Source organism: Marinobacter salexigens, assembly GCF_018860765.1.
Taxonomy (GTDB): Bacteria; Pseudomonadota; Gammaproteobacteria; order Pseudomonadales; family Oleiphilaceae; genus Marinobacter; species Marinobacter salexigens_A.
This window is the reverse complement of record NZ_JAHKPV010000001.1, coordinates 853,599-879,645: the sequence shown is the minus strand read 5'-3', so window position 1 is coordinate 879,645 and position 26,047 is coordinate 853,599. Positions and strand designations below refer to the sequence as shown.

Annotated in this window: 33 protein-coding genes; 14 read left to right on the top strand and 19 right to left on the bottom strand. The window is 52.3% G+C overall.

Annotated features, from left to right (window positions below):
- Positions 1-124: 124 nt before the first annotated feature.
- Positions 125-628: a hypothetical protein gene (locus tag KO508_RS03995; protein ID WP_216007012.1), complete on the bottom strand. Its 504-nt coding sequence runs from the start codon at positions 626-628 to the stop codon at positions 125-127.
- Positions 628-951 carry a DUF883 family protein gene (locus KO508_RS03990; protein ID WP_216007011.1) on the bottom strand — a complete coding sequence of 108 codons (324 nt, stop codon included), beginning with the start codon at positions 949-951 and terminating at the stop codon, positions 628-630. Before KO508_RS03990 ends, KO508_RS03995 begins: the two co-directional genes overlap by 1 nt.
- A gap of 269 nt (positions 952-1,220) precedes the next feature.
- Here KO508_RS03990 and KO508_RS03985 point away from each other — a divergent pair, with 269 nt between their 5' ends.
- Complete coding sequence (locus tag KO508_RS03985; RefSeq protein ID WP_216007010.1) at positions 1,221-2,003, top strand: substrate-binding periplasmic protein; 783 nt, start codon at positions 1,221-1,223, stop codon at positions 2,001-2,003.
- 30 nt (positions 2,004-2,033) lie between these two features.
- Here KO508_RS03985 and KO508_RS03980 read toward each other — a convergent pair whose 3' ends face one another.
- Together KO508_RS03980 and KO508_RS03975 are read right to left on the bottom strand one after the other, a co-directional pair.
- A complete protein-coding gene (locus KO508_RS03980; RefSeq protein ID WP_216007009.1) occupies positions 2,034-2,894 on the bottom strand; it encodes a DNA ligase in 861 nt (286 codons plus the stop codon).
- Between the two features lie 45 nt (positions 2,895-2,939).
- A complete protein-coding gene (locus KO508_RS03975; protein ID WP_216007008.1) occupies positions 2,940-3,095 on the bottom strand; it encodes a hypothetical protein in 156 nt (51 codons plus the stop codon).
- 70 nt (positions 3,096-3,165) lie between these two features.
- Between KO508_RS03975 and KO508_RS03970 the strand changes: the two genes are divergently transcribed.
- Positions 3,166-3,426: an acyl-CoA-binding protein gene (locus tag KO508_RS03970; protein ID WP_216007007.1), complete on the top strand. Its 261-nt coding sequence runs from the start codon at positions 3,166-3,168 to the stop codon at positions 3,424-3,426.
- 83 nt (positions 3,427-3,509) lie between these two features.
- Here the strand turns inward: KO508_RS03970 and KO508_RS03965 are convergent, their stop codons facing one another.
- Positions 3,510-3,968, bottom strand: a complete 459-nt coding sequence (locus KO508_RS03965) for a hypothetical protein (protein WP_252737795.1) — start codon at positions 3,966-3,968, stop codon at positions 3,510-3,512.
- Between the two features lie 190 nt (positions 3,969-4,158).
- On the opposite strand from KO508_RS03965, the gene greB reads away from it, so the two are divergent.
- Positions 4,159-4,632, top strand: a complete 474-nt coding sequence (greB, locus tag KO508_RS03960; protein ID WP_216007006.1) for a transcription elongation factor GreB — start codon at positions 4,159-4,161, stop codon at positions 4,630-4,632.
- 283 nt (positions 4,633-4,915) lie between these two features.
- A complete protein-coding gene (locus KO508_RS03955) occupies positions 4,916-5,197 on the top strand; it encodes a hypothetical protein (RefSeq protein ID WP_216007005.1) in 282 nt (93 codons plus the stop codon).
- On the opposite strand, the gene KO508_RS03950 is transcribed toward KO508_RS03955, so the two are convergent.
- The 8 genes from KO508_RS03950 to ftsY form a co-directional block, all read right to left on the bottom strand.
- A complete protein-coding gene (locus KO508_RS03950; protein WP_216007004.1) occupies positions 5,194-6,681 on the bottom strand; it encodes a sensor histidine kinase in 1,488 nt (495 codons plus the stop codon). The two genes, KO508_RS03955 and KO508_RS03950, sit on opposite strands and share 4 nt — an antisense overlap.
- Entirely contained in the window at positions 6,668-7,348 is a 681-nt protein-coding gene (locus tag KO508_RS03945) for a winged helix-turn-helix domain-containing protein (protein WP_216007003.1), read from the bottom strand. Before KO508_RS03945 ends, KO508_RS03950 begins: the two co-directional genes overlap by 14 nt.
- A gap of 108 nt (positions 7,349-7,456) precedes the next feature.
- Positions 7,457-8,230 carry a hydroxypyruvate isomerase gene (hyi, locus tag KO508_RS03940; protein ID WP_216007002.1) on the bottom strand — a complete coding sequence of 258 codons (774 nt, stop codon included), beginning with the start codon at positions 8,228-8,230 and terminating at the stop codon, positions 7,457-7,459.
- A 5-nt stretch (positions 8,231-8,235) separates the two neighbouring features.
- Positions 8,236-9,147: an NAD(P)-dependent oxidoreductase gene (locus tag KO508_RS03935; protein ID WP_216007001.1), complete on the bottom strand. Its 912-nt coding sequence runs from the start codon at positions 9,145-9,147 to the stop codon at positions 8,236-8,238.
- Positions 9,148-9,384: 237 nt separating this feature from the next.
- On the bottom strand, positions 9,385-10,245 hold the full coding sequence (rpoH, locus tag KO508_RS03930; protein ID WP_216007000.1) for an RNA polymerase sigma factor RpoH: 861 nt from the start codon (positions 10,243-10,245) through the stop codon (positions 9,385-9,387).
- 195 nt (positions 10,246-10,440) lie between these two features.
- On the bottom strand, positions 10,441-11,454 hold the full coding sequence (gene ftsX / locus KO508_RS03925; protein WP_216006999.1) for a permease-like cell division protein FtsX: 1,014 nt from the start codon (positions 11,452-11,454) through the stop codon (positions 10,441-10,443).
- Positions 11,444-12,133 carry a cell division ATP-binding protein FtsE gene (gene ftsE, locus KO508_RS03920; RefSeq protein WP_216006998.1) on the bottom strand — a complete coding sequence of 230 codons (690 nt, stop codon included), beginning with the start codon at positions 12,131-12,133 and terminating at the stop codon, positions 11,444-11,446. Before ftsE ends, ftsX begins: the two co-directional genes overlap by 11 nt.
- Positions 12,134-12,172: 39 nt before the next feature.
- The gene (gene ftsY / locus KO508_RS03915) at positions 12,173-13,390 is read right to left on the bottom strand and encodes a signal recognition particle-docking protein FtsY (RefSeq protein WP_216006997.1); all 1,218 of its coding nucleotides are present in this window, start codon (positions 13,388-13,390) and stop codon (positions 12,173-12,175) included.
- A 159-nt stretch (positions 13,391-13,549) separates the two neighbouring features.
- Between ftsY and rsmD the strand changes: the two genes are divergently transcribed.
- The gene (gene rsmD / locus KO508_RS03910; RefSeq protein ID WP_216006996.1) at positions 13,550-14,191 is read left to right on the top strand and encodes a 16S rRNA (guanine(966)-N(2))-methyltransferase RsmD; all 642 of its coding nucleotides are present in this window, start codon (positions 13,550-13,552) and stop codon (positions 14,189-14,191) included.
- On the opposite strand, the gene KO508_RS03905 is transcribed toward rsmD, so the two are convergent.
- Positions 14,167-15,345, bottom strand: a complete 1,179-nt coding sequence (locus KO508_RS03905) for a DesA family fatty acid desaturase (protein WP_216006995.1) — start codon at positions 15,343-15,345, stop codon at positions 14,167-14,169. The two genes, rsmD and KO508_RS03905, sit on opposite strands and share 25 nt — an antisense overlap.
- Before the next feature lie 164 nt (positions 15,346-15,509).
- Here KO508_RS03905 and mutM point away from each other — a divergent pair, with 164 nt between their 5' ends.
- From mutM to KO508_RS03875, 6 genes are all read left to right on the top strand, one after another.
- Positions 15,510-16,322 carry a bifunctional DNA-formamidopyrimidine glycosylase/DNA-(apurinic or apyrimidinic site) lyase gene (gene mutM / locus KO508_RS03900; RefSeq protein WP_216006994.1) on the top strand — a complete coding sequence of 271 codons (813 nt, stop codon included), beginning with the start codon at positions 15,510-15,512 and terminating at the stop codon, positions 16,320-16,322.
- Between the two features lie 119 nt (positions 16,323-16,441).
- A complete protein-coding gene (locus KO508_RS03895) occupies positions 16,442-16,774 on the top strand; it encodes a hypothetical protein (RefSeq protein WP_216006993.1) in 333 nt (110 codons plus the stop codon).
- A gap of 67 nt (positions 16,775-16,841) precedes the next feature.
- Complete coding sequence (yrfG, locus tag KO508_RS03890) at positions 16,842-17,531, top strand: GMP/IMP nucleotidase (RefSeq protein ID WP_216006992.1); 690 nt, start codon at positions 16,842-16,844, stop codon at positions 17,529-17,531.
- A gap of 41 nt (positions 17,532-17,572) precedes the next feature.
- Complete coding sequence (gene hslR, locus KO508_RS03885) at positions 17,573-17,980, top strand: ribosome-associated heat shock protein Hsp15 (RefSeq protein ID WP_216006991.1); 408 nt, start codon at positions 17,573-17,575, stop codon at positions 17,978-17,980.
- 58 nt (positions 17,981-18,038) lie between these two features.
- Positions 18,039-18,893, top strand: a complete 855-nt coding sequence (gene hslO, locus KO508_RS03880; RefSeq protein WP_216006990.1) for an Hsp33 family molecular chaperone HslO — start codon at positions 18,039-18,041, stop codon at positions 18,891-18,893.
- Positions 18,894-19,067: 174 nt separating this feature from the next.
- Positions 19,068-20,603, top strand: a complete 1,536-nt coding sequence (locus KO508_RS03875; RefSeq protein WP_216006989.1) for a phosphoenolpyruvate carboxykinase — start codon at positions 19,068-19,070, stop codon at positions 20,601-20,603.
- Positions 20,604-20,679: 76 nt separating this feature from the next.
- On the opposite strand, the gene KO508_RS03870 is transcribed toward KO508_RS03875, so the two are convergent.
- From KO508_RS03870 to KO508_RS03860, 3 genes are read right to left on the bottom strand one after another with little or no spacing between them, the layout of a single operon-like run.
- Entirely contained in the window at positions 20,680-20,985 is a 306-nt protein-coding gene (locus KO508_RS03870; RefSeq protein WP_216006988.1) for a hypothetical protein, read from the bottom strand.
- An 11-nt stretch (positions 20,986-20,996) separates the two neighbouring features.
- Entirely contained in the window at positions 20,997-22,163 is a 1,167-nt protein-coding gene (locus tag KO508_RS03865; protein WP_216006987.1) for a lipase family protein, read from the bottom strand.
- 9 nt (positions 22,164-22,172) lie between these two features.
- Positions 22,173-22,685 carry a DUF6795 domain-containing protein gene (locus KO508_RS03860; protein ID WP_216006986.1) on the bottom strand — a complete coding sequence of 171 codons (513 nt, stop codon included), beginning with the start codon at positions 22,683-22,685 and terminating at the stop codon, positions 22,173-22,175.
- 414 nt (positions 22,686-23,099) lie between these two features.
- On the opposite strand from KO508_RS03860, the gene KO508_RS03855 reads away from it, so the two are divergent.
- From KO508_RS03855 to KO508_RS03845, 3 genes are all read left to right on the top strand, one after another.
- Positions 23,100-23,975, top strand: coding sequence for a M15 family metallopeptidase (locus KO508_RS03855; protein ID WP_216006985.1), 876 nt, complete (start codon positions 23,100-23,102; stop codon positions 23,973-23,975).
- Between the two features lie 2 nt (positions 23,976-23,977).
- Positions 23,978-24,469, top strand: a complete 492-nt coding sequence (locus tag KO508_RS03850; RefSeq protein WP_216006984.1) for a hypothetical protein — start codon at positions 23,978-23,980, stop codon at positions 24,467-24,469.
- Positions 24,470-24,554: 85 nt separating this feature from the next.
- Complete coding sequence (locus KO508_RS03845) at positions 24,555-24,893, top strand: hypothetical protein (RefSeq protein ID WP_216006983.1); 339 nt, start codon at positions 24,555-24,557, stop codon at positions 24,891-24,893.
- Positions 24,894-24,930: 37 nt separating this feature from the next.
- Here the strand turns inward: KO508_RS03845 and KO508_RS03840 are convergent, their stop codons facing one another.
- Together KO508_RS03840 and KO508_RS03835 are read right to left on the bottom strand one after the other, a co-directional pair.
- Positions 24,931-25,254, bottom strand: coding sequence for a hypothetical protein (locus KO508_RS03840; protein ID WP_216006982.1), 324 nt, complete (start codon positions 25,252-25,254; stop codon positions 24,931-24,933).
- Between the two features lie 32 nt (positions 25,255-25,286).
- On the bottom strand, positions 25,287-26,012 hold the full coding sequence (locus KO508_RS03835; RefSeq protein WP_216006981.1) for a hypothetical protein: 726 nt from the start codon (positions 26,010-26,012) through the stop codon (positions 25,287-25,289).
- Between the last annotated feature and the right edge of the window lie 35 nt (positions 26,013-26,047).

Below are 26,047 nucleotides of genomic sequence, written 5' to 3'. Positions count from 1 at the left end.
TTCTCAAAGAAAAATTAAAGAAAACCAAAGAGATAGAACAAAACCACCAAAAACTCCAATTACTCGAAGGTACAGGACAAAGGATTTCCAAGAGGTTTTTCGAGCTGATAAGGCCAACAAAAAGCTATTCGGCTGAGGGCTTGTCAGCGGAAGATGTGGCAGAATCGTCAGGTTCGGAGGTAGCAGAGCTGGGAGCCTGACGCATCAGAACCATGCCACCTTGAAGCAGTAGATTTTTCAATCTAGGATCAGCCTGCTCAGCAACGCCCACGGCAAAAGCCAAAGCAGCAGCCTCAAGTGGATTTTGAGCGATCAGCGACCGCAAAACCTCAACGGGGGATGCGGAACCAGAGGCTGACGCGCCGCCCTCGCTATCTTTGCGGGATTTGGCAGGGCGAGTCATTCGATAGAAGAACAGTGCGAGCAAGCACAAGCATGCAAACCCGGTAATCGCCATGGCCGCTGGCTTCCCCACAAGAGGAGCCAGAGCCAGAGCCGCTGCATTAACCAAAAAATAAAAGCCGGTTACTAACAGCGCGGTAAGCAGCACCAAGGCCAACACCACACCGGTGATGGCCGCAACAACTTTACGAAGGGTGCTTTGGATCGTTGCAGAGTCGGGCAGCATTAGCGATCGAGCATTTTGCCTACGATAACACCTGCCAAAAACATGAGGATGATACTGAGAAACGGCCTCTCCTCAATTTTGTGTTCCACACCCTCTACGGTTTGCGAGCCCGCCTCTGTAGCGCGAGTAAGGGCGGCATCGCCGCGCTTGCGCAGATTATCAAACACGGCTTGAGCCTCGCGGCTGATTTCATCTTTCAGGTTACTGGCATTGGCCTTCTGGCCATCTGCAACAGCCTTGGTAAGTGATGCCATATCTTCCCGCAGCAGCTGGAGATCTTCTTTAACGCGGGCATAATCATCTTTTGCTGTTTGCTTTTCCATGAGCTGTCTCCTGATCCGATTCCTGAGTTCATTCGACGACGGTCTGGGCTAGACTGGCTACGTATAACCATGCAAGACCGCTCGCAAACTACTGTAGCATAGGGTTCCCACTTCGTAACTGTACACTAACCCAGCAGAAAGCGGAGCACCTGTAATGGGTAACCTGCTACGTTTTGTCACTGACATTTGAATGCGAACGCGCCATGATAAAACTCCTCGGTAAACAGCGGCCCCTTGGGGCGTCGGAACCAAAAACAAAGGACGAGCTAATGCCTATGCTGACTTCAACCTCTCGTAAGATTTTAAACGGCGTAAAAACTGGTTTGTTGTCGTTGGTACTATCGGGATTCGCGGCTTCGACGACAGCCGACGACCGTTTGTATATCTTTACCGAGAAGTATCCACCCTACAACGATACTGTTTCTGGTAAGGCGTTTGCCCATGGCGAAAACGATATTACCGGTATCTGTAGCGATATGGTTAAAGCCGCCCTCGCCCGGCTGGATTACGACTATGTTATGAAAATGCGGGCATGGAGCTATGCCTATAACTGGGTTCAGGAACGTGAAAACCATGGTCTTTTTTGCACCGCCAGAACGGATGAGCGTGAGAGCCAGTTCCAATGGGTAGGCCCGTTAGCATCCATTAAATGGACGCTTTTTGCAGCTCCAGATTCAGATATCAGTCTGAACTCCCTTGACGATGCAAAAGATCTACAGATTGCTGGCTACAAGGGTGACGTAATGTCGGATTATCTGATCGACAAGGGATTCAATGTTCTCACTGCCGTTTCAGGCGACGTGAACACACGGCGGCTGATGCTGGGACAAGCGGATTTGTGGGTAACGGACGGCTTGGTCGGCCCACTGGTCGCCAAAGAAGAGCATGGCATAACCGGCCTAAAGCCGGTGCTGGTGTTTCGAGAAACCCCCATGTACTTGGCTTTCAGTAACAGCACTGACCCCACTATTGTTGCCGCCTTTCAGCGAGCGTTAGACGAGGCCCGCAAAGCCGGTGAGTTGGATAGAATTGAAAACAACTACAGACAATAATTTGAGACTTTATGCGTCACCAGAGGCCACCTAGGGCCCTGGTGGCTCATCGTCACGAATACGCAAAAAGCTTGCAAAGCGTGGCAGGCCGGTTGCTGTTAAGCCGTAGTACTTGAAGGTTATATGCGTTCCCGGTGCGGGCGGGTGCGCGCGGATCTCATCATTAAACCCTGTTCCGATGCGAAAACGGCGGCCATTTGGAAGCTCTACTTTCAGCGCTCCCATCATGCCCCGCAGGCGCCCTTTGCCTGCTATGCGCTCAACCACCACAGCCTCTGCATCTTCAAAGGCTTTCACCTTCAACAGGTCATCAGAGCGGCCTGCCTCGTAAGAGCTTTCCCGCCGCTTTAACATGAGGCCTTCACCACCTTCAGCGATAACCCTGTCCAAATCAGCCATCAACGCAGAGTGTGAGGAAGTTGGCTTTTGTTGCACCAGCTTCAGGTAGGGTGAATCCGCACTGTCTATCAGTGTCTGCAACCGCTCATAGCGTTCATGAAATGGCCCGGCGCCCGGCAAATCAAATACATGAAATCGGATACGGCGCCATTCGACGTCAATGGGCGCCTGCTTACGAACTGCACCGGACAGCTCCGCAAAGCGTTGCCGCCCCATCCATAGCTCACCATCCAAGGGAATATCAGGCAAGCCAGCGATGAACCAGTCTGGTGCCCTATAAACATTGCCGTTACGGGATAAAAACACATGCCCGCTCCAATAAGCCCTTACACCGTCCAGCTTTTCGCTGACCCAGTAATCCTCTAGGACAACTCCCTGTTTATAAGTGCTGGCGAGAGGTACCAGCGGCGGTTCAATCTCACTGGCACGTGCAGCACCCATCAAAAGTAGAAATAGGGCTGGAATGAACCCCCATGTACATATCAATTGCATACGTCTAATCCTTAACGTTTATCTTCCTTTTACCCGACTAAAAACCTACATAGACAAGCCAGACTTCTCAACCAAATCCGCCAACAGAGCATTGAATTGTGAGCGTTCGCATACTTTTATCAAGGCATCTGTACCTGAGCAAACACTTGTGACCGACTGGCCAAAGTAGCCAGCAAATCGGTCAATGACGGCAAGCAACACGATGGCTATACTCCTGCAAGCACATATATAGCCTCAAGGCATTATCACAAAAACCAAGGAGAAGATTGATATGAGCGATTTGAAAACCAGTTTCGACGAGGCGGTAAACTACATTCAGACTGCGGAAGGCGATTTCAAGCCGTCCAACGAAATGAAGCTGGAGTTTTACGCACTGTACAAGCAGGGCACCGAAGGCGACGTGTCGGGCAAGCGCCCGGGCATGATGGATTTTGTTGGCCGCGCCAAGTATGACGCCTGGGAAAAGTGCAAAGGCATGTCAAAAGATGAAGCCATGCAAAAGTACATCGACAAACTCGAATCCCTCAAGTAAGCCAAGCTGCTCTTCGATCCCGGCTTGGAAGATACCGCCGGGATCGCTTCTCTGCCTATGTAACGATTAACCTGAAGAAGCACTCAACGGTCGGTTACATTCAAATTGAGCGCATCGTAAGTACGGTTGTTCGGCGGGCGAATCACAAAATTATCGCTGTGTGTTTGCCCGGGGATAGATTTGGGAGTACTGAAGCGAAACTCGACTGGGATCTCCGAACGTCCTAGATCGGTGCGGCCATCACCGGGCTGCAACGCAAGCGGGTCTAAATAAAAGTCTCCTTTTCCTACCTGCTGAACTGGAATACCCTCGGCTGGCTCTGTCAGAGCGCCCTCAATGACCGTTTCTGATAGAGCGTCTTCCTCAATTGAGCTAAAAGAGATGGTCTCCAGAGTGGAGCGTTCCTCAACTTCAAATACCTCATTCTCGCCGGAACTGGTCTGTGCGTTTGCCAATCCTGCTACCATGAGTAATAGAAAAGCAGGAACACACCTAGAACGAAACGATTCAGGCGATCCAGCAATACGTTGTAACAGATTCATGGCGTCCATCCTCCAAGACACATCCTGTTTTAAATGTGTCAAATTTTAATCAGTCTATCGCCAAACCGTCCGTATTTCTCAGTAGATTGACCGTTTTGTGACATCTTTCACTGGTGAATATGATTCGATCGTCACGCTTGCAGCCTCTTTGTTCCCGCTACACACTCACTTTGCAAAAACAGGAGCAGTCTTGAAGACACCACTTATCACCCGACAGGGCTACGATGACCTGCAAAAAGAACTTGATGAGCTCTGGCGATTTGAACGCCCGGAGATCACCAAAAAGGTTACTTGGGCAGCCAGTCTTGGTGATCGCAGCGAAAACGCAGACTACCAGTACAACAAGAAGCGGCTTAGGGAAATTGACCGCCGGGTGCGTTATTTAAGGCGCTGTTTGGACAACCTTAAAGTGGTAGAGCATCATCCAGAGCAAGAAGGGAAGGTTTTTTTCGGAGCTTGGGTAGAAGTCGAAAACGATGATGGCAAAACCCTGAAATTCCGAATCGTAGGCTACGATGAGATATTCAACCGCAACGATTACATTTCCATTGATTCGCCCATGGCCCGGGCTCTGCTAAAAAAGCAAGTGGGCGACGAGGCTGAGGTAAGAACCGATGCAGGAACAATCACTTGGTATATCAACAGCATTGCTTACGATAAATAGTGCAACTGGCCAACCACTCTTCTTGAAGCTTTTCCATCAAGCATAAAAAAACCCCGTAAAAACGGGGTAAGGCTAGCGCTGTGCTGGAGGTAGAAACAAGCGGCTATACATGCTTGCTTCAAACTACCCATCCTATTCTCCACACCCTGCATTACCCAGCCCTTGCCGGTGAGTTACCTTTTGGTCAGCCTCTGTATTGGGAATTAGGTTGTACACTCTAGGTAAGGCCTATAGCTTTCGGACAACGAACCTTATATTCGCTTCCAGCTTTGGAGATAGCACAATGAATACACAGAAGCTCCTGAATATAGCTCTAGAAGGCATAGACGCCGTGGGTTACCGCCTTGACCAGATGGGCATTACCGGAAAAGTTAACCGCCATAACATTGCGGCTTTTTTGATGTCAGAACAGAAGCATCTAGAAGGTGAGTGGGACAGCATTCAGGTTCGCTTGAACCTTCGTCGCTCACAGTTTGAGCGCATTACCCAACAAATTGAAACCCGTGCCGACACACTGGTCGCTCCAGTAATGTCACAGGTAAAGCGGTTCCGCCCGAGCCACTAAGACTCGGATACGGTCGGTTTCTGTCCCGCAACTGCGCCAGCACTAACAGATTCGTTTTCCTGCCCCGCCTGCTTAACTCTGATGCGTTTTCGTACATGAGTGGGGGCAGGCATATACACCGCGACCGTAAGGCCTGGCGGTTGCGCTTCTTCGTCCGTGTCACTCAGCACAATCCGCCCTTTGTGAATTTCCGCAACGGCGCTCACCAAACTGAGCCCCAGACCATTGCCGGGAAGCGAACGGCTCTTGCCAACCCTGTAAAAGCGCTGAAACACCTGATCTTTCTCATCGTCAGGAATACCGATACCGCTGTCCCTGACTTCGAAAACGGCGTCGCCCCCCTCCTTCCTCACAACCACGCCAATGGCACCCTGCTCGGGCGTATATTTGATAGCATTGTCAATCAAGTTGCTGATCATCTGAAATAACAGGTCTCGGTCGCCTTCAATGATTACACCGGGCTCAAGGGACTGCTCAAACGTCTGTTCTTTGTCTTCCGCCAAGGCTTCATAAAGCTCGCAGGCATCTGACACCAACTCATCCAGTGCCACCCGCTTCATGTCAGAAGAATTACCTTTCGTCTCCAAGCGCGCGATACGCAAAAGAGCATTAAAGGTGGCAAGTAGTTGGTCCGCTTCTGCAACCGCACGGCCTGCTTGCTCGCGGGCCTCATCGTTATCCACGGACATCAAGGTGTTTTCGAGTTGGTTTCTCAGGCGGGTGAGAGGAGTGCGAAGGTCGTGGGCAATGCTGTCAGACACATGGCGAATGCCTTCCATCAAGTAGACAATCCTGTCCAGCATTTGATTCAGGTTTTCTGCAAGCTGATCAAAGTCATCCTCTGTACCACGGGTGGGTATGCGCAGTGAGAGGTGTCCGTTCATGATTCGTCGGGAGGTATTGTTGATGACCTCGATGCGGCGAATGGTGTTTCGACTCATCAGGTAACCGCCGAGCAGCGCCAATGCAAGGGTGATCCCCATTCCCCAGTTAATGGCGGTTTCAATCACTCGTTTGAGATTAGTGAGTTCGTCGACATCTCGGCCGACCAGTAACCTCAACCCACCCTGAACTTCAAAAATTCGAGCCCGGGCCAAGCGTTCCGGCCCTGTCCAGCCCACTGCAGAGCTAAGCGTGAAGTTAACCCAGCCGCCCTCTGAGGGGCTGCCTTCCGGCCAGGTTTCTAGGTTACCTGCCAGTTTGAGAGAATCTTCGGTGGTCAGTAGATAGATCGTTTTTGCATTGGGATCGCGGGCAACCCGCTCACGAATAATCGTGATCAGACCATTTACACCACGCCCTCTGTACTGCTCCGCCAGCCCGGCGATTTCTGCTTCAATGGTCTCGTCGGTCTGAGCGGTCATAAAACCCGCTGTGCGCCAGTAAATAAAGGCCAGTAACAAAAATACCGAGGTGGCAAACACCACCATGTACAGCAAGGCAAGCTGGAAGGACGATGTCCTGAGCTGGCTAAGTAGTTTCACGAAGCATGTATCCTGCACCACGAATGGTTTGCAGTAAGGGGGTCTCGAATTCCTTGTCGATCTTTGCCCGTAGACGGCTTATGTGCACGTCGATCACATTAGTTTGGGGATCAAAATGATAATCCCAGACTTTCTCCAACAGCATGGTTCGGGTGACCACTTGACCAGCATTACGCATCAAGTACTCCAGCAACCGGAACTCACGGGGTTGAACGTCAATGTTCTGGCCAGAGCGTTTTACCGTTCGTGCCAACAGATCCATTTCCAAATCGGCTACCCGAAGCACGGTTTCGGTTTCTGCAGACTGGCGGTTCCGCCGAACCAGTGACTCAATTCGGGCGAGAAGTTCCGTAAAAGAAAAAGGTTTGGTCAGGTAATCATCACCGCCGCCCCGCAAGCCTTCAACACGATCATCAACATCGCCCAAGGCGCTCAGTATAAGTACCGGCACCTGATTTCCCGTGGCGCGGACCGTCTTAATAATAGAGAGCCCGTCCATGCCCGGGAGCATACGGTCGACAATCATGATGTCGTACTCTTCACTGGCGGCCATCATCATGCCGTCTTTGCCGTCGGCAGCATGATCGACTACGAAGTCTGATTCCTTCAGCCCTTTAACAAGATAATTTGCTACGTCCTGATCGTCTTCGATTACCAGCGCTTTCACCGGATCTCCTCCTGATAGCGGATTACATTAACAACAGAGTACGAATATCTCGGGACACCGGCCAGTTACGATCTTGTAAGAGGGTGTCGCTAATGGCGACGGGCGACCTTAGATCGGCAACCAGTGCAAGCTATCTGCGGTGGTGCCAGAGGGCCGATATTCCGCACTTACCCAGCCGTCATAACCCATTTTGTCGATGGCAGAAAAAACATTCGAAAAGTTAATCTCTCCGGTTCCCGGCTCATGCCGGCCCGGGTTGTCGGCAAACTGGATATGCCCAATCCATGGCAGCAAGCACTCCATGGATCGCACCAGATCGCCCTGCATGATTTGCATATGGTAGATGTCATATTGCAGGCGCAGGTTATCGACATCCACATCCTCAATCAGCGCCATGACTCTAGCAGACGTATCAAGGAAAAAACGAGGCATATCGACCCGAGAGTTTATTGCCTCAACACACAACGTAATACCGTCATCCTCCAACTTATCCGCTGCCCAGGCCACATTCGCCACCAGCGTTTGCCAGGCCGTGTCTTCACTCAGTTCCACCGGTTTCAATCCAGCCAGGCAGTTCAACCGCTTACACCCCAACGCTCGCGCGTACTCAATTGCCTGTTCTACACCTGCACGGAACTCATGAACCCTATCCGGCAAGCATGCAATCCCACGTTCCCCGGCATCCCAATCACCAGGGGGTAGATTGAACAGAACCTGAGTCAAACCGTTTTCTTCCAACGCCTTGGCCAACTCGTCCTTAGGCCACTCATAGGGGAAAAGATACTCCACGCCAGTAAACCCGGCCTCAGCCGCTTTGGCAAAACGCTCGGTAAACGGCATTTCGGTGAATAGCATCGATAGATTGGCAGCAAAACGCGGCATGGCAGTTACTCCTTAGATCCCGAGTCAGCAGCACCAAGGCGGGCGCGGTTAATATGCTCCAGTTCCAGCAGCAAGCCACTGTGATCAGCGTCGCTGTGACCATTAGCAACCAGAGACAGGTATTCATTATGCACCTGCTGTGACAAGGGTAGCGTCAATCCTTCAGCGCGGGCTTCATCCAAAATCATCCGCATGTCTTTCAACTGGATACGCGCTGGTGCTCCGGGCGTAAAATCTCGGTCGATCATGCGCTGACCATGCAACTCAAGAATCCGGCTGCCAGCGAACCCCCCCATAAGCGCCTCCCGCACAGCTGCCGGATCAGCCCCACCTTTGGCAGCCAACAACAGAGCCTCAGACACAGCCCCGATGGTAATCCCGACAATCGCCTGGTTAGCCAATTTGGCAAGCTGCCCGGCGCCCACAGGGCCAATTCGGGTGCTCTTGCCCAGCACCTCGAATATCGGTTGCGCCCGAAGAACATCATCCTCAGAACCCCCAGCCATAATGCTCAATCGTGCTTCCTCTGCCCCCAGAGTTCCACCGGAAACCGGCGCATCCACATACCCAGCACCCTGTTCCGCCGCAAGTGCAGCATGCCGACGAGCCACCGATGGCTGAATGGAGCTCATATCAATCACCAGAGCGCCCGGCTTAATGGCTTCTATAGCACCGCTAGCAACCAACACCTGCTCTACCACATCGCTGTTTTCCAGCATGGTGATAATCACATCGGCGGTTCGCACTGCGTCAGCGGGAGTGGCCGCGACAGTTGCCTCGGCAGAAAACGGCTCACACTTGCTGGCGGTGCGATTCCATAAATTCATGGAAAAACCTGCATCCAGCAGATTACGGGTCATGGGTGCGCCCATGAGGCCGATGCCAAGAAATGCGATTCGGGGGAGTTTTTCGATCATAGGAGTGGGTCTCTATCCAGCATCGGTGGAGGAGGCAATTGGGCAGGCGTTTCCAAAACACGCTGTAAATACATCCATGTACGCTCGGCTCCGCCATCCATGGCTCCGCACGGTTTTGGAAACGCCTGCCCAATCGCCTCTTATACTTGAGTGCATTACACACCACACAAACAAAAACGCCACCAACCGGTGGCCGGTGGTGGCGTTTTCAGGACACTTGCAGATGCTCTACCTTAATCAGGCAGCTTCCGTCATCTGCGTGCGGATTTTCTTCATGGCATTCTTTTCCAACTGGCGAATACGCTCGGCTGAAATACCGTACTTGTCGGCCAACTGATGAAGTGTTGCCTTGTTATCGGATAACCAACGCTCACGCAGAATATCTTGACTGCGCTCATCAAGCAGCTCCAACGCCTGCATCAAGCGACCGTTAGAGTCCTCAGACCAGTCCGCTTTTTCAAGTTGAACGGCTGGGTCGCTGCGATGGTCTTCTAAATAATACGCCGGCGCTTTGTAGGCGCTATCGTCATCATCATCCATCGGGCCATCAAAGGCAGTGTCGTGGGACGCCAAGCGGCCTTCCATTTCACGCACAACCCTTGGCTCAACACCCAAGTCGTCTGCCACTGCGTGCAGTTCATCGTGACTCAACCACGCCAGCTTTTTCTTCTGGCTGCGCAAATTGAAAAACAGTTTACGCTGGGACTTGGTGGTCGCCACTTTCACAATGCGCCAATTACGCAGAATGAACTCATGAATCTCAGCTTTAATCCAGTGCACTGCGAAAGACACCAGCCGCACCCCGTATTCCGGGTTAAAGCGCTTGACAGCTTTCATCAAGCCAACGTTACCTTCCTGAATCAAATCCGCCTGCGCCAATCCATAACCGGAATAGCTGCGGGCTATATGGATAACAAAACGCAAGTGGGACAACACCAGTTGGCGAGCTGCATCTACGTCTTCTTCGTAGTGCAGCCTCTCGGCCAACTCTCGTTCTTCATCCACGGTGAGTACCGGAATGCGACTCGCGGCCTGAATATATGCCTCAAGATTTGCGCCCGGAACAAGTTTTTCAATGAGCTGTAAGCTCGTACCCATGTTGTATCCTCCGAACCTGACGGTCGCATAATATAACGAATAAAAATTAGACCGTCACGAACCCTAAAAGTTCCCGAATCCCCAAGTAAAACGTTTCAAATCAACTAAATGGAGAATTCTCCCTAACTTTAACTGCTTACGAACCTACTCCGGAATGCATCTTACTTCAATACGGTCTTTCCGCAGTCCGGATCATCAACCACCGGCAATTTCCCCCGGCTCAATGTCATCAAGATGGCGCTTTACCGCTACCCAAGCGCCCAGCCAGCCTAGCAGCATTGCGGCAATAATCAACGCAAACCCACCATCAAGACTTAAGCCGTTCAGTGAGAAGTCACTGCGGTACAATCCAGCGAGGCGTTCAACGGGGCCACTCAGCCACCACAGGGATAGCTGCAGCAGTATCAAGGCAACAGCGCCACCTCCAAGACCAAACCAGGCACCGGTATAAAGAAAAGGCCTGCGCACAAAACTGTCTGTACCACCAACCAGTTTGGCGACCAGGATCTCATCACGACGGCTCTCTATGGACAGCCTCACGGTATTGCCAATCACCAGTACCACAGCTGCGGCCAGCAATATGGCAAGCGCCCATACTGCCCGCGCAAGCAGGTCTGTCATGGCGTTAAGGCGCTGCAACCAGCCTAGATCCACCTGCACCCGCTCAACTCCCTCCATACCTTCTATAAACGTTACCAGAGCCGCAACACCGTCGGCAGACCGAGCACTTTCCTCTGGCGTGACCAGCAACGTGTGAGGCAAGGGGTTCTCTTCTAAATAGTCCAGAGCATCATCCAGGCCCGACGATGCCCGGAACTCTGCCAAGGCGCGATCGCGATCAATCAATTCCAGCTCCGCTACACGGCCATCTCCGTCGATTTCACTAGCCAGAGCCTGAGTCTGCTCAAGACTAGAGCTCATTTTCATGTAGGCAGTCACTCGCGCACTGCTTTCCCACCCGGCACTCACGCCTTGCAGACTGGCTAACAATAATAGAAGCGCAACCGGCAAAGCCAAAGCCACGCCCATAACGGTCCACGTCATCAGGCTTGCCACCGGCGTTCGCCACATGCGAACTGCGCTGTCACGAGCTACTTTTCGGTGATGTGTAAAATAGGATTCAGCCTGCTCGCTCCAAGGGGACCGAGACGTTTTGGCGCCTCTTTCAGCGTCTGCCTTACGGAGCTTGGGTGAAGGATCAGCGGCCACCGGCACCTCCCTGAAGCGGGTTACCACCGGCAACCAGATTACCGTGATCCAGCGTTAATGTGCGCCGGTTCATCTCGTTGATCAGAGCAAGGTCGTGACTGGCTATGAGCACGGTTACGCCAACCTGACTGAACTGCGCAAACAGGTTCATGATATCTGCCGACAGTTTTGGGTCCAGATTACCCGTGGGCTCATCCGCCAACAGTAGCGGTGGCTTGTTCACCACAGCCCGCGCAATGCCTACGCGCTGCTGTTCACCGCCCGAGAGCTGTAAGGGATTCATTTTTTCTTTGCTCAGCAAGCCAACCTTATCCAGCGCAGCTCTTACCCGCCGCCCAACGTCACGCGGCGTAGCGCCCATAACTTCCAAAGGCATGGCAACGTTGTTGAATACGGTACGATCAAAAAGCAGCTGGTGGTTTTGAAACACTACGCCAATGTGGCGACGTATATAAGGAATTTGTCGCCTTGGCAGACTATTCAATATTTGACCACCAACCACCACTTCCCCTGCACTGGGGCGTTCCATAACCATAAGCAATTTCAGCAGGGTACTTTTGCCCGCACCAGAATGCCCTGTCAGAAAGGCCAGCTCACCACGGGCTAGATGAAAATTCACCTGTCGCAATGCAGTATGATCGCTGTCATACCGCTTGGTAACCTGACGAAATTCGATCATGGCGGACTATTGCTCCACAAGTTCAGGTGGCTCGACAAACTATTCTGCAAACAATGCGTCCACAAAGGTTTCGGCATCGAAGCTGCGCAGATCATCAACTTGCTCACCCACACCGATAAAGCGAATAGGAAGCTGCAACTGGCGAGCAATGGCGAACACGATACCGCCTTTGGCTGTACCGTCCAGCTTCGTTAAGGTGATACCGCTTACGCCAACCGCCTTCTGGAACACTTGTGCCTGACTCAGTGCGTTCTGCCCTGTGCCCGCATCCAGGACCAGCATGACTTCGTGAGGGGCGGTGTCATCTAGTTTTTTCATAACCCGAACGACTTTTTCCAGCTCGCTCATCAGGTTATCTTTATTCTGCAACCGGCCTGCCGTATCCGCGATCACAACATCTACGCCACGGGACCGACCTGACTGGATCGCATCAAAAATCACCGATGCGCTATCAGCGCCGGTATGTTGAGCAACCACAGGAACGTTATTACGCTCACCCCAAACCTGAAGCTGCTCAACAGCGGCAGCACGGAAGGTATCACCTGCCGCCAACATGACGGACTTGCCTTCGCTTTGGAGCTTTTTCGTAAGCTTGCCGATTGTGGTGGTCTTGCCTACGCCGTTCACGCCGACCATCAAAATGACATAAGGCTTAGTTCCCGCATCAATCGTCAGCGGCTTGGTGACATCCTTTAACAAGCCGTGCAATTCATCACGCAACGCCTTGCGCAGTGCTTCGCCGTCTTTTAGTTGGTTGCGCTGGAGTTTGTCGGTAAGGGATTCAATAATTTCTGAAGTGGCAGTCACGCCCACATCGGCCATCAGCAGAGTGGTCTCAATTTCCTCCAGTAGGTCTTCATCGATCTTCTTGCCAACCGCAAAAAGATCAGCCATACCACCGGTGAGGCTCGCTCGGGTTTTACCCAAACCCTGCTTGATGCGCTCGAATACGCTGAGCTGGGGCGCAGCTTCTGGCTCCGGTATCTTTTCTGGTTCGGGTGCAGGCTCAGGCTCTGCCACTGTCTTCGGTGCAGGGGCGGCTGGCGCTTCCGCAGGCTCTTCTGGCACGGGCTCGGGGGTAGCGTCCGGAGCTTTGCGCTCAACCGGTGCGGCGGGTGCGGGACCTTTCAGAGCCTCCGGTTTGCGCTGGGGCACGGGCTTCGGCCGCGGAACCCGACGTCGGTTGCTGGCGATATCCAGAACAAATACGAATACAAGAAGGGCCAAAAGGCCGACTGAAATCCACTCTGCCATCATAAAGTCATACCGTCAGTCTGATTGGGCGGGACAAATAAAGCGCACATTCTAGCAGACTGTCCCCGGGAAGTGAGGGTCGTGTGGATTATCATGGAACACCGGTTTTCCGCTAAGATACGCCAGCCAGCAAGAACCCAGTCAGCTTCCGGAGCTTAGGATATGGCGCGAAGAAAACACTCAGGCCCGCGGCCTTCAAGCAAGCCACTAGCCGCCCGTAACCCAGGGGCTGGCGGTGAGTTGCGCATTATCGGCGGCGACTGGCGCAGCCGTAAACTCCGCTTCCCTGACGCGGGAGGGGTGCGCCCAACGCCAGCACGCACGCGGGAAACTCTGTTCAACTGGCTTTCATTTCATTTGGCGGGAAGCGACTGTTTAGATTTGTTTTCCGGCTCAGGCGCGCTTGGCTTCGAGGCGCTTTCCAGAGGCGCCGCCCATGCCACGCTGGTTGACAACAACCCCGCTTTGGCAACGGCGCTGCGCAACAACCTTCGGCTTCTTGGCTCCGAGGCTGGCACGGTTACCTGCACCAACGTAGACACTTATCTCAGCCAGCGGGCGCGGCAGCCGTTTGATATCGTATTTATGGACCCGCCATTCCGGCAGGGCTGGTTAACAACACTGTTTCCGTTGCTGGATTCTCAGGGCTGGGTTAAGTCTGGGGGCTGGGTCTATGTGGAGCATGAGAGCGACCTGCCTACTCCGTCTGCACCCGCCGACTGGCAACTGCACCGGCAAAAAACCGCAGGACAGGTCACTTATTGTCTATACCGAGTCGCTCAGACTGCGGGGCGCAACGAATAGGCCCGCAAATGGGCGGCAAACTCTTCCAGATACCGGATGCCGCTGGCTTCAGCCTCCTTGCACCACTCCATCAATGCGTGGAGCTTGTCCTGTGGTTTGAGGCCACGCTGGCGCCAAAGTGCCTGTAAGTCGTTGCTCATCTCGTAGATCTGGCGCAAAACAGCGTTGCTTTCCAGAGCCGACTCCAGCGTTTCTTTCTCACGTGGCTTTATGAGGGTGACTTCCCGGGACAAAAGCTGCTTGAGCTTTCGGTACCGGGGCCGAATCTCCTCATCCATCAGGCTCTTTTGTTGGCGCAGAACCGGCTCTGTTACACGCTTGCGATACTGGCGCATGATATCAAACCGGTTGTTGGCAATGGCCTGAACGGTTTCGACATCGACGTCTTGCTTACCCGGCACATAATGCGCAATGGGCCGATATCCTTTGGGCTTAGCTAGACCAAACAGCTGGAAAGTGCGGATATAACCCCAGCCGATATCTACCTCGTACCAACGACGCGAGAGTTTGGATGAGTTCGGGTAGGTATGGTGGTTGTTGTGCAGCTCTTCCCCACCAATCAAAATGCCTAATGGAGAAATGTTGCGGGCATTGTCTGCACACTCAAAATTACGGTAACCCATCCAATGGCCAACTCCGTTCACCACACCGGCTGCCCAGAAGGGTATCCAGACCATTTGAACGGCCCATATCCAAATACCATGCACGCCAAACAACGCTAAGTTAATAACCGCCATCAGGGTAATACCCAGCATCTTGTAGCGGCTATATATGTTTCGCTCGACCCAGTCATCGGGAGTTCGCTGGCCGTAACGTTCAAGAGTCTCCGGTGTAGCCGCCGACGCATAGAGCTCCGCGCCTTCAAACAGCACTTTCTTTATCCCAAGCACCACTGGGCTATGTGGATCTTCTGCGGTTTCGCACTTGGCGTGGTGCTTACGATGGATCGCGGTCCATTCTTTGGTATTCTGCGCGGTGGTCAGCCACAACCAAAAGCGGAAAAAGTGCTTCAGTACAGGGTGCAAATCCAACGAGTTGTGAGCTGAATGGCGATGCAGATAGAGCGTTACACTGATGATAGTGATATGGGTCATACCCAAAGCAACTAAAATCAGCTGCATCACTGATAGGTCAAGGAGACCGTTAAACCACATAATTTATCCTCAAATCAAAATCTTGGGCGCCTGCAATTTTTGGCACCGGCACGATTACTTTAGCGTACAGCTGTTAGCTAGAACAACAGCTTTAAAATGCAAATTTGTTACTGTTCACATTTGCGCAATATTACGGCTCACACATTTGACCGGAGACAGTCTGCGTGCCCGAATTACCTGAAGTGGAAACCACACGGCGTGGCATTGCGCCGCACTGTGAAGGCCAAACCATCGATCAAATCAAGGTTCGCAATGGCAGCCTGCGGTGGCCTGTGCCTGAGAACATTGCTGAACAAATGGAAGGCCGGATTATCCGAACAGTGGACAGGCGCGCGAAATACCTGTTCCTGAATCTGGACCATGGTACAGCCATTATCCACTTGGGCATGTCGGGCAGCCTTCGCATCATCACGGATAGCGCGCCAGCACAGAAACACGACCACATCGACCTTGTGCTGAATTCCGGCGTTACTCTGCGCTTCAATGATCCACGCCGATTCGGTTGTTGGTTGTGGGCCGCCCCTGCTGCGGCGCACCCATTAATTGCCAGCCTCGGCCCAGAGCCGTTATCACCGGAATTTAACGGTCGAATGCTCTTCCAACTCTCGCGCTCAAAAAACACCCCAGTGAAAGCCTTCATTATGGACAGCCACGTGGTTGTGGGCGTAGGCAACATATACGCCAACGAAGCCTTATTCAAAGCTGGCATTCACCCCCGACGCAAAGCTGGCCGCATCAGCCTCGACCGCTATCAACGCCTTGCGGAGGCCATTCGCGAAATTCTCAGCGCTGCGATTTTGATGGGCGGCACGACTCTGCGGGACTTCGTGAATAGCGATGGCAAACCGGGCTACTTTGCTCAATCCTTGCTCGTTTATGGCCGAACAGGAGAGCCCTGCCCAGAGTGCGAAACACCCTTGAAGGAAATCCGCATGAGCGGCCGGTCAACGGTGTACTGCACTCGATGCCAGAGGTAGTTTCTTGGCGACTCCCTGCCTAAACCCCATGAGACTGCGCAACTCTCAGCGAATATTCGTTTGAAAATACGCAAATATGATTCATAGTTAACAGAGGATTAACACTCAGGAGACATACAATGACCCGCACTATTTCACGCACCTTGATGGCCACGCTAACGGCTTGCTTATTAGCTTTTTCATCCGTAGGCCACGCCCGCGCTATCGATGAAAGCCCGTCCGCCTTGGCGATGGCCGGTGACGCAGTGTTCGTGCGCCCCGTTCTACTGGCTACTACCGTTGTTGGAGCCGCCGTTTATCTGGTATCCCTTCCGTTTTCTCTACTTGGAGGCAATGCCGCTGAAGCTGGAGAAACGTTGGTAGTAGGCCCGGCGAAAGCGACGTTTGTGCGCTGCCTTGGCTGCACCACAACTGGCCAAAAAACCGAGACTGTCGAGCAGTCTGGTAAGTAACATTCGGGCTTGCCTCTCGTTGGCATCTGCGGCAGCCTGACGAAAATTCTTCAGGCTGTTTATACTTATGATCAACTGGACGTCTCTCGAAACCGTGTTCCTGGACATGGACGGCACACTGCTTGATCTGCACTTCGACAATCACTTCTGGCTGGAACACCTGCCCCAGCGCTACGCTGAACAGTACGACCTGCACCCCGACGAAGCAAAGCACCAACTTATCAGCATGATCATGGCCGAGAGAGGCACCCTGAACTGGTATTGCACCGATTATTGGAGCGAGCGGCTCGCTATGGACATCACTGGCCTAAAGTCCGAAGTCGGCAACCGAATTGGTTACCGCCCTCACGTAGCGAACTTCCTTCAAGCACTCAAAAAAACCGGGCTTAGATCGGTCATCGTAACTAACTGTCACCCCGACCCTCTTGAGCTAAAGCTACAGTGCACAGGCCTCGACAGTTTTGTAGACTGCATTGTTTCTAGCCACCAACTGGGTAAACCCAAAGAAGACACCGCTTTTTGGCAAGACCTACAGCAATTGGCGCCATACCGTGCTGCCACCACTCTAATGGTGGATGACAGCTTCCCCGTTTTAGAAAGTGCTCGAGCCGCAGGCATTGCCCAGTGCTTGGGCATTTTGGCTCCTGATAGCACGCAAGCTGCCCGGGAGACGCATCCCGACATCCCCTGCGTTCATCACTTTGATGAAATTCTGTCCTCCATTCACCAGCAAAGGCCTCTGCCATCTAGTGGCTGAGAGCGCTATAATGCTGTCAAACGCCCATCAAGTGAGGAGACATGGCGGCATCCACTTCGGACGATCAACGGGTAAGACTCGACAAATGGCTTTGGGCTGCGCGATTCTACAAAACGCGCGCTCTGGCCAAAGAAGCGGTTGAAGGCGGCAAAGTTCACTACAACAACCAGCGCTGTAAACCCGGACGACTGGTTGAGTCAGGCGCCACGCTCACCCTGCGCCTCGGCTTTATGGAAAAAGTCGTGATTGTTGACGATATAAGTGAGCGCAGGCGCGGTGCGCCAGAAGCCCAGAAGCTCTACCATGAAACCGAAGACAGCGTAAAAAAGCGGGAAGACCTCTCGTGGCAACGCAAAACCATGCAAGCAGCCCAGCTACCACCAGCCCGTCGGCCTTCCAAGAAAGATCGCCGTGATATTCAAAAATTTCGCGACCAGAACAGCATTTGAGCCACATCGATCTGACGTCGCCCATCTAATTAAGCACCCAGTTTTCAGGAGAACCACCATGGCATCTCGCGACCAGTTCCAGCGTTTTATATTTGAACACAGCCAGGTGCGCGGAGCCTGGGTTCAGCTTAACGAGAGCTTTCTGGAAATATCCCGTCAGGCGCCCTACCCCGAGTCCGTTCGCGGACTGCTTGGCGAGGCGCTGGTGGCCAGCATCGTAATGAGTAGCAGTTTAAAGTTCGAGGGCACCCTATCCATTCAGGCGCAAGGCGAAGGCCCGCTGCGGACACTCATGGCCGAATGCAGTCATGACCGGAAGATCCGCGGCCTAGCGCGATTTGATGAACAGGCCATAAGTGAAGACAGTTTCCACAACCTGCTGGGCGACGGTCGCATGGCGATTACTATTACCCCCAGACAGGGCAACCGCTATCAGGGTGTTGTGCCCCGGGAGCGCGAAACCCTCGCCGGTTGCCTTGAAGAATATTTTGAGCGCTCGGAGCAAATCCCCACCAGCCTGTTTCTTTTTTCCAATGAAAACGGCGCTGCTGGCTTAATGCTTCAACGCCTACCCGGTGCTACCGAGGAGGACAACGAGCTTTGGGAGCGGGTCAATCACCTTGCGCGCACTGTTGAAGCCGCCGAACTGCTTGAATTAGATAGTGAAACCTTACTACACCGCTTGTTTAACGAAGAAACAGTACGGCTTTTCGACGCCGAGGCGGTAGCGTTTCAGTGCAGCTGCTCCAGAGACAGAACCCTCGTCGCGCTAGAAGCCATAGGCAAAGACGAGTGTTACAGCATACTGGAGGAACAGGGCGCCATCGATATGGATTGCCAGTTCTGCCACGAACACTATCGCTTCGATAGAAACGATATAGATCACCTTTTTTCTGGCCACACGCTACACTAGGGCTGGTTATAAATTCGCCCGGAAGTCAGCAATCCTGAGACTTCCGGAGCAGTCGTTTTTTACCGGCGCCTCTGGCATAATAGCGCGCCTGAATTGACCCGATTGTTCAGATTTCCGTCAATTTTGGGCAGGCGACCTGAGCAGTCACTAAGACATCCCGAGGGCGAGGTCGAAGTGAGCAACACTTATAATGATCTGAGTACAGCACAGCTGGTAGAGCAAGCACTGGCGCGGAACGAAGGCCAGCTGGCTTCCAACGGTTCACTAGTCGTTAAGACCGGCGAACGCACCGGCAGATCCCCGATGGATCGCTATATTGTCGAAGAGCCAAGCACCTCTGACAGTATCCACTGGGGGCCGATCAACCGCCCGTTCGACGCGGATAAATTCGATGCTCTTTGGGATCGTGTAGAAGCCTACATTGCTGAAAGAGACAGCTTTGTTTCCCTAGTGCACGTAGGCTCAGACCCTGAGCACTATTTACCCGTGAAGATGACCACCGAGACCGCTTGGCAAAACCTGTTTGGTCGCAACCTGTTCATTCGCCCGGAAAGCTACAATCAGGCTGATAAGCAAGAATGGCAGATTCTGAACGCTGCCAACTTTGAATGCGTACCAGAACGTGACGGCACCAATAGCGATGGCTGTGTGATCATAAACTTCGCCCGTCGCAAAGTGCTTCTAGCCGGCATGCATTACGCAGGCGAGATGAAAAAAGCCATGTTCTCCGTGCAGAACTTCCTGCTCCCGGAAAAAGACGTACTCCCGATGCACTGCTCTGCCAACGTAGGTGAAGACGGCGAAACCTGCCTCTTCTTCGGCCTTTCCGGCACCGGCAAAACCACCCTGTCGGCCGATCCACACCGTTTCCTGATCGGTGATGATGAACACGGCTGGGGCCCGGGCACTGTATTCAATATCGAAGGCGGCTGCTACGCCAAGTGCATCGACCTAAGCAAGAAGAACGAACCCATCATCTGGGACGCTATCCGCTTCGGTGCCATTATTGAAAACGTCACTATTGATCCAGAAACCCGTGAGCCGGATTACACCGACGTTTCACTAACCGAAAACTCACGCTGTGCCTACCCTCTTGAGCATGTCGAAAAACGCGTACTGGAAAACCGTGCAGGTGAGCCCTCGCACATTGTATTCCTGACTTGCGACATGACCGGCGTTCTGCCCCCAGTGTCTATCCTGAGCCGTGAAGGCGCTGCCTACCACTTCCTAAGCGGCTACACTGCCTTGGTTGGCTCTACGGAAATGGGTTCATCGTCCAAGCTCAAGTCCACCTTCTCTACATGTTTCGGCGCTCCATTCTTCCCGCGCCCGGCAGGCGTTTACGCAGAACTGCTCATGAAGCGCATCGACGAATACGGCAGCAAGGTCTTCCTAGTAAACACCGGCTGGACTGGCGGTTCCTACGGCGAAGGCACACGCTTCAGCATACCGACGACCCGTGCGATCATCAGCGGAATTCAAAACGGTGACTTGGATGACGTCGAAACCGAACACTTGCCCACCCTCAACGTGAGCGTTCCAAAGCAAGTACCGGGTGTTGATACCGCCCTACTGAACCCACGCAACACTTGGGCTAGCAAAGACGCGTACGACAAAAAAGCAGAAGAGCTGATCAACCAGTTCGTGGAAAACTTCAAGAAGTTTGATGTTTCCGACTCAATTGTCGCAGCCGGTCCAAAACTGCAGTAAAACTATCGGGCACAAAAGACTCTGAGTGAGTTTTTTGTGCCCGGCACCTTCCGGCTTTCCCGCACAAAAAGGCAGATCAATCCAGATAGACGAACAGCTCTCTGCATTCAATTTTGTCTGCGATATCCACAATTATCTTGTCCACGGTATCGGGTACAGCCCACGGCTTTTGGTAAGCGTAAAGCCACAACTCTGTAAGCAGATTGGCAAAAGGATCCTGCTGCGCATCAACAATCGTACGCAACGCTTCCTTAGCATAAGTGGCGTGAGGCAAAAACGCCTCACTTTCTGGCGCCCCGGACTCATCAAGCCTCGGTGTAGCCGTAAAAACCACTGGTTGATTCAACTCATTACGCAAATAGAACGAATCATCTAGCGACATAGCTATTATTCCTAAGTCCTCTGTAAGGCAGTTTGGACAGCTCGGTAAAGCGCCCCTACAGTTCTATCGAAGACCCACCGAATAAACGTAAAAGTCAGCTCTCCAACTGTTGTTACCGCCATTCGCGCAAATGCCAACATATGACCCAACAACCCACGAGCCTGATCAGCCAACTTCAATGACGACTCGGCAATTTGCTGAATAGTTCTTGAAACCAGATCGTAAAACGTAAGGGTAGAACTAACCGTTGCCTGTGCAAGCACAGCTGCATAATAACCAGCATCTTTCAAAAGAGTAATTAATGCAGCAGATATACGTTCCGCCCAATATGCGGAGAATGAGGCCTCATTGCGGCGCTCGTAGTCCAACCGAACAGGTTGCTTTAAATAATCCAGTGAGCTCTGATGCAGCCTAGACCAGTCATTTGTGTTAGCAGTGTTCCGATAACCAGGCCGCTTGTTCTTACCCATCCCATGAGCATCAACGCTAATGCCCGAGCCATTATCGAGACGGTATTCAAAACCGTTTACAGGTGCATGAATAAACGGCCAGAGAGGCACATTGGGCACCGGGTCCGCACCGTGAGTGCAGCGAAACATTCGCGCTGTCGCGTGAGTAGAGTGCTGGGCGAACCCATCGAGTCCGACCCTCGGCGCCCCAAAGGTATAAACATTAACTTGCTTGCGATAGTGATCTTTAACCCAATCTGCTGTTAGAGAAGCAAGAGCGCCACCAAGACTGTGCCCAACACAGTGAACACCCTGCACTCCGCTTGACGCCAATTGTGGGGCCAGCAGCGACTCGATACCAGACCTCATACTTTCGAAGGCCTGATTAAAGCCTGCGTGCACGGTGGAACCACTTGAGCAGGTTGAATACCCTACATTGCCGTTAGTCAGCCAGTCATGACCATCCTGAGTCCCCCGTATGGCAACTACTTGATGCCCTTGAAAGCGCCCTTTTCCATGACCGACCAAAGCAAACCCCGAAGTCTTCGAAAACAGCCCGAAAAAGCCCCCTGTAGTACCGGTTATCGGCCCATTGGAGAGATCGATATCAAACGAGGCTTTAAGCTCTTGACTCTTTTTTAGGCCAAGATTCGGAATAGTGCTTGGCGCCTGAACTTCATAGACGAGGTCCGCCAACTCGGCGGCAAGGCGTGGCGAAAGTGCTTGCATAACATATCCTTATGATTTGGTTTCCCATCTACAGATGCTACCAATAATGTGCTCGAAGTCGGGGTTATCCGGTATCGGAAAATAGTGATCAATTTCCTCGTTCGTAATATCACAATCAAGATTGCTCAGAAGTTCCGTAATCACTGACTCTGGCTCAATTTGATCCGTTGTGTACTGCCATAGAATATAGTACTCACCCTGATACTTTGCTGCGACCACCTGACGAAGACGAACTTCAATCAACGGCTTACCTGGAGTATTCGAGCGAGTTACCCATTCAGGGAAAAAAAAACGCCCATCATCATCGGTGACAACCGTTTCGGTTTTCACTTCGTCATATGTCGCCTCCCTAATAATTTCCACTCCCTCTAAAGGCACCCCACTATGCAGAAGGCGTCCCTCAACTGGCGGGAATAACTGAACATCGTAGTTTTTTAGAAATCCAAACATTCCTGCATAAACTCCCGTTGCCGTTGAAACGGCCAATGCAATAACAGAAAAAATCCAGAAGCGCTTAAACAAGACAACACCGTCCCGGAACAGAAGGCACAGAGTCAGTAGATGAAGAACATTGGTGTTTTGAGGCAGGGTACTTTCAAATCAATTAACGATGTACTGAAAGTAACTACATGTTCTAAATCCCTGAACGTAACGCCTTCCTGGCTAATTTGAAAATCAACATTAATGTAGGCTGTATTGGGTGTCAATTGTTGGAGACGTTATTTTTATATTAACGAGTAATGTGCAACCGAAGGCGTCATTGACAGTCTTAAGAGTGCCGCCTATTGTCCACCTCAGGATGCCGGCCCAGATCACATGGAAGGATCGCACGCGCCAATCTCTTCCCTGCCAGTCAAAGTGTAGGTATCCGTAAAAATTCTACAGCTCGCTCATTGCTGGGCTCTGCTTCTGAACCAAAAGAGATAAGGATATCCAATGGCAAGGTCTTCATGTTTCGGCCCGTTCGAGCTCAAGAGTGGTGACAGTGACAAAAAACAAATTTTTGGCGGCCATCGGCGCCCGAACGCTGCAAGCTATGTCACCGCATTGCAGGAGGCTCTGCGAGCGGTAGACATTCCCTTAGCCATTGTGGATGGTCAATTCGGGCCCGGCACCGAGCAGGCGCTCAAAATGTTCCAGTGGTGCCTCACGGCGCACCCCTACAGGCGATTCAATCAGTCTTTAGTAACCGACACCTGCAAGGTCACTCAGGCCTTAAGCGGGCGACTGGACACCCAGACAGCCAGTGAGCTTAACCGATGGATCGCCCAAGGCTATGTCAGTACAGGCGACCTTATACGGTTAGACAGCAAACAACTGGACCACGTCGAAGTCGGCGTTGGTTTCCGAGTACTGAGCCACGTGTCGGTTTGTGAGGGCGACGTAGTGCTTTCCGCAGCTGCCGCTGACCTGCTCAGCACTGCCAACAAAAAAGCCGGTGAACGCTGTGTGAAGCTAGTGCTAAATCAGGCGTTTCGGGTAAATGGCGTACCGGTTTCCGGTGCCGTAGTAACCCCGGCAACCCGCTCTCAACATTTGATTGGCCACGCTATCGACTGCAACATTGTTGATGGCAGCAACTGGAACAACAGCCGCACTTTTGCCGCCGGTCGACAGACCGAAGGGGCAACCAACTTTATCGACGATATGAAAAACGCTGGTTACCGCTGGGGCGGAAATTTTTCCAATCCCGATACGCCCCACTTCGACAAACGGCTGAACCCCTATGGCGATGCCTATGAATTCAAGTTCTTCTTCAACCAGCGCATCATCGCCAATAATCACCCGATACCTCTCAAGAACCTAAATTGACCATGAAGCTACTACGTTCATCAATTACTCTAGGGCTGGCGCTGTTGATATCCGCCTGCGCGTCGGCCGACACCGCCACTCATCCACTGGTAGAGGCCTGGCATGCAGGCAAAGCCATCGTCATCACTACCAGCCCCAATCCTGACAACACCGACGAGACTTATGGCGACTTCGCGCACTATCTCAACAACTTTGCCGCTTCTGCTGGTGATCACTGGGCATTTTTTGCACTAGACCCGCAGGCATCGCCCCCCAAACTCCCGATCGAGTTTGGTTTTACCCTCACCCACTACTCTGTCGTTTTCATTAAACAGAATGAAGCTCAAGGTTACGTCTACCCCGGCCCTATTCTGGAGCCTCAGGTGTACGACTTTGTTCAACGACAATTTGAAGGAAGAGAGATTCCTGATTATCTTTACCAGTTTAGTCCGGATGAGGTGCAGGTAGACTTTGAAGAAGAGAATGGACTACTCAGAGTTGATACAAAAACATAACCTGCCAGCATTTGCACGCCATGCGGGAGCAGGTTAGCTCCATTTTCACAGCCTCGGAAAAGCTGGCAGAGCGAAGGGGGTAGGTATGTTAGACCTGCACTATGAACGGTGGTTAGCACTGCTCCCTGAAGCCCCAAAAGACCTAGCGGCGAACGCTTATAAACGTTTACGCGCACACTACGCAGAACCCCGCCGTACCTACCATAACTTTCAGCATATTGACGCGTGCCTCCGCCACTTGGATAGCGTCAGAGATCAACTGACAAATTTTCACGCTATCGAGATGGCCACCTGGTATCACGACGTCATCTACGACACCCACAAAAACAATAATGAGGAACAAAGTGCGAACTATGCCTTTGAGACACTAGCTCGGCCAAACCTTGAGCGAGTAATTGCAGGGCTTGATGGCGGCAAATTCTGATCCGGCTGATAACCGGCTCTCAGCTTTGCCCAATACCTCACTCCAACTCCATCATCGTGCTGGCCATCATGCTAATACATGACACCAGCAGCGTCACCTTGGCCAGATACAGCACAAAAGCAAAAGTAACGGGCCATACCAACCAACAAAGTACCGTGATATAGATGCTGAAATAACCGATCAGGCAGTACTTGGTCTGCCGAGCCGACTGATTATGAAGCCTGTTAAAGGACACCGCGCCCAGAATGATCACGAGGGGAATCAGAATATCACTTGAAAACATCACGAGAGGACGCGGGCTTCCTTGCAGTTGCAAGTAGTAGCTGAACCCCGTCCCGATTAACGCCACCATCACAGCCACCAACACCAATTTCCAGTTGAAACGGCTGTTTCTCAGGTCTTCTCGAATGTCTGCCGGTCGTTGGTCACGGTTCGCGAGTGCGTATCGCCAATTACGCTGTCGATGAGGGTGCCGCAAACAAACACCCGGTCTTTCCGATTAAAGAGAAGCTTAAGTTCGCGAAGCGTCGCACGGGCGGCGGGGGTGTCTATATGGTCTCCCACCTGAATCAGTTCAAAAATAATCGCGATAGGTTGGTTCTTTTTCTTTTTGACTTTGCGGTTTGATTTGGTGTCATTCTCCAGCAGGCTTGCGACCTCGTCGTCCGCAGCCACTTTTTCCAGATCTTCCCTGAACGATTTCCCGGCAAGGATCAATTGCTCACGGGTCAACCCGGGTGATATGGGGCCGTCGATAAACAAGCCAACCTTGATACCCAGCCCGCTCATCTTAGTCACTATTCGGGAACAGAAAGGTTTCAACGTGCGCAAAGAGGGCACCACAAGACCAACCATGATGGGTTCCCCATCAAGTTCAACAATGTCGGCGAAATCCGGTAATGGCCCACCTATTAGCGGAGCTGTATTGAAGTGGCGTGCATGCGCATCAAGATACTGCAACAATAATTCATCACTGGCTTCGTCATCGGTTTCGGCTTCAATCTGCGCCAGTAACGCCTCTTCGTTTGGGAGCGAAGGTACTTCATCCGTATCGAGCACGATATCCCAGAACTGCTCGACTATGGATCGCTGAACAAGGCGATCGATTAAATGAGACACGGTTACATTCCTTTGTAGATAGTCGTTCATCCCGC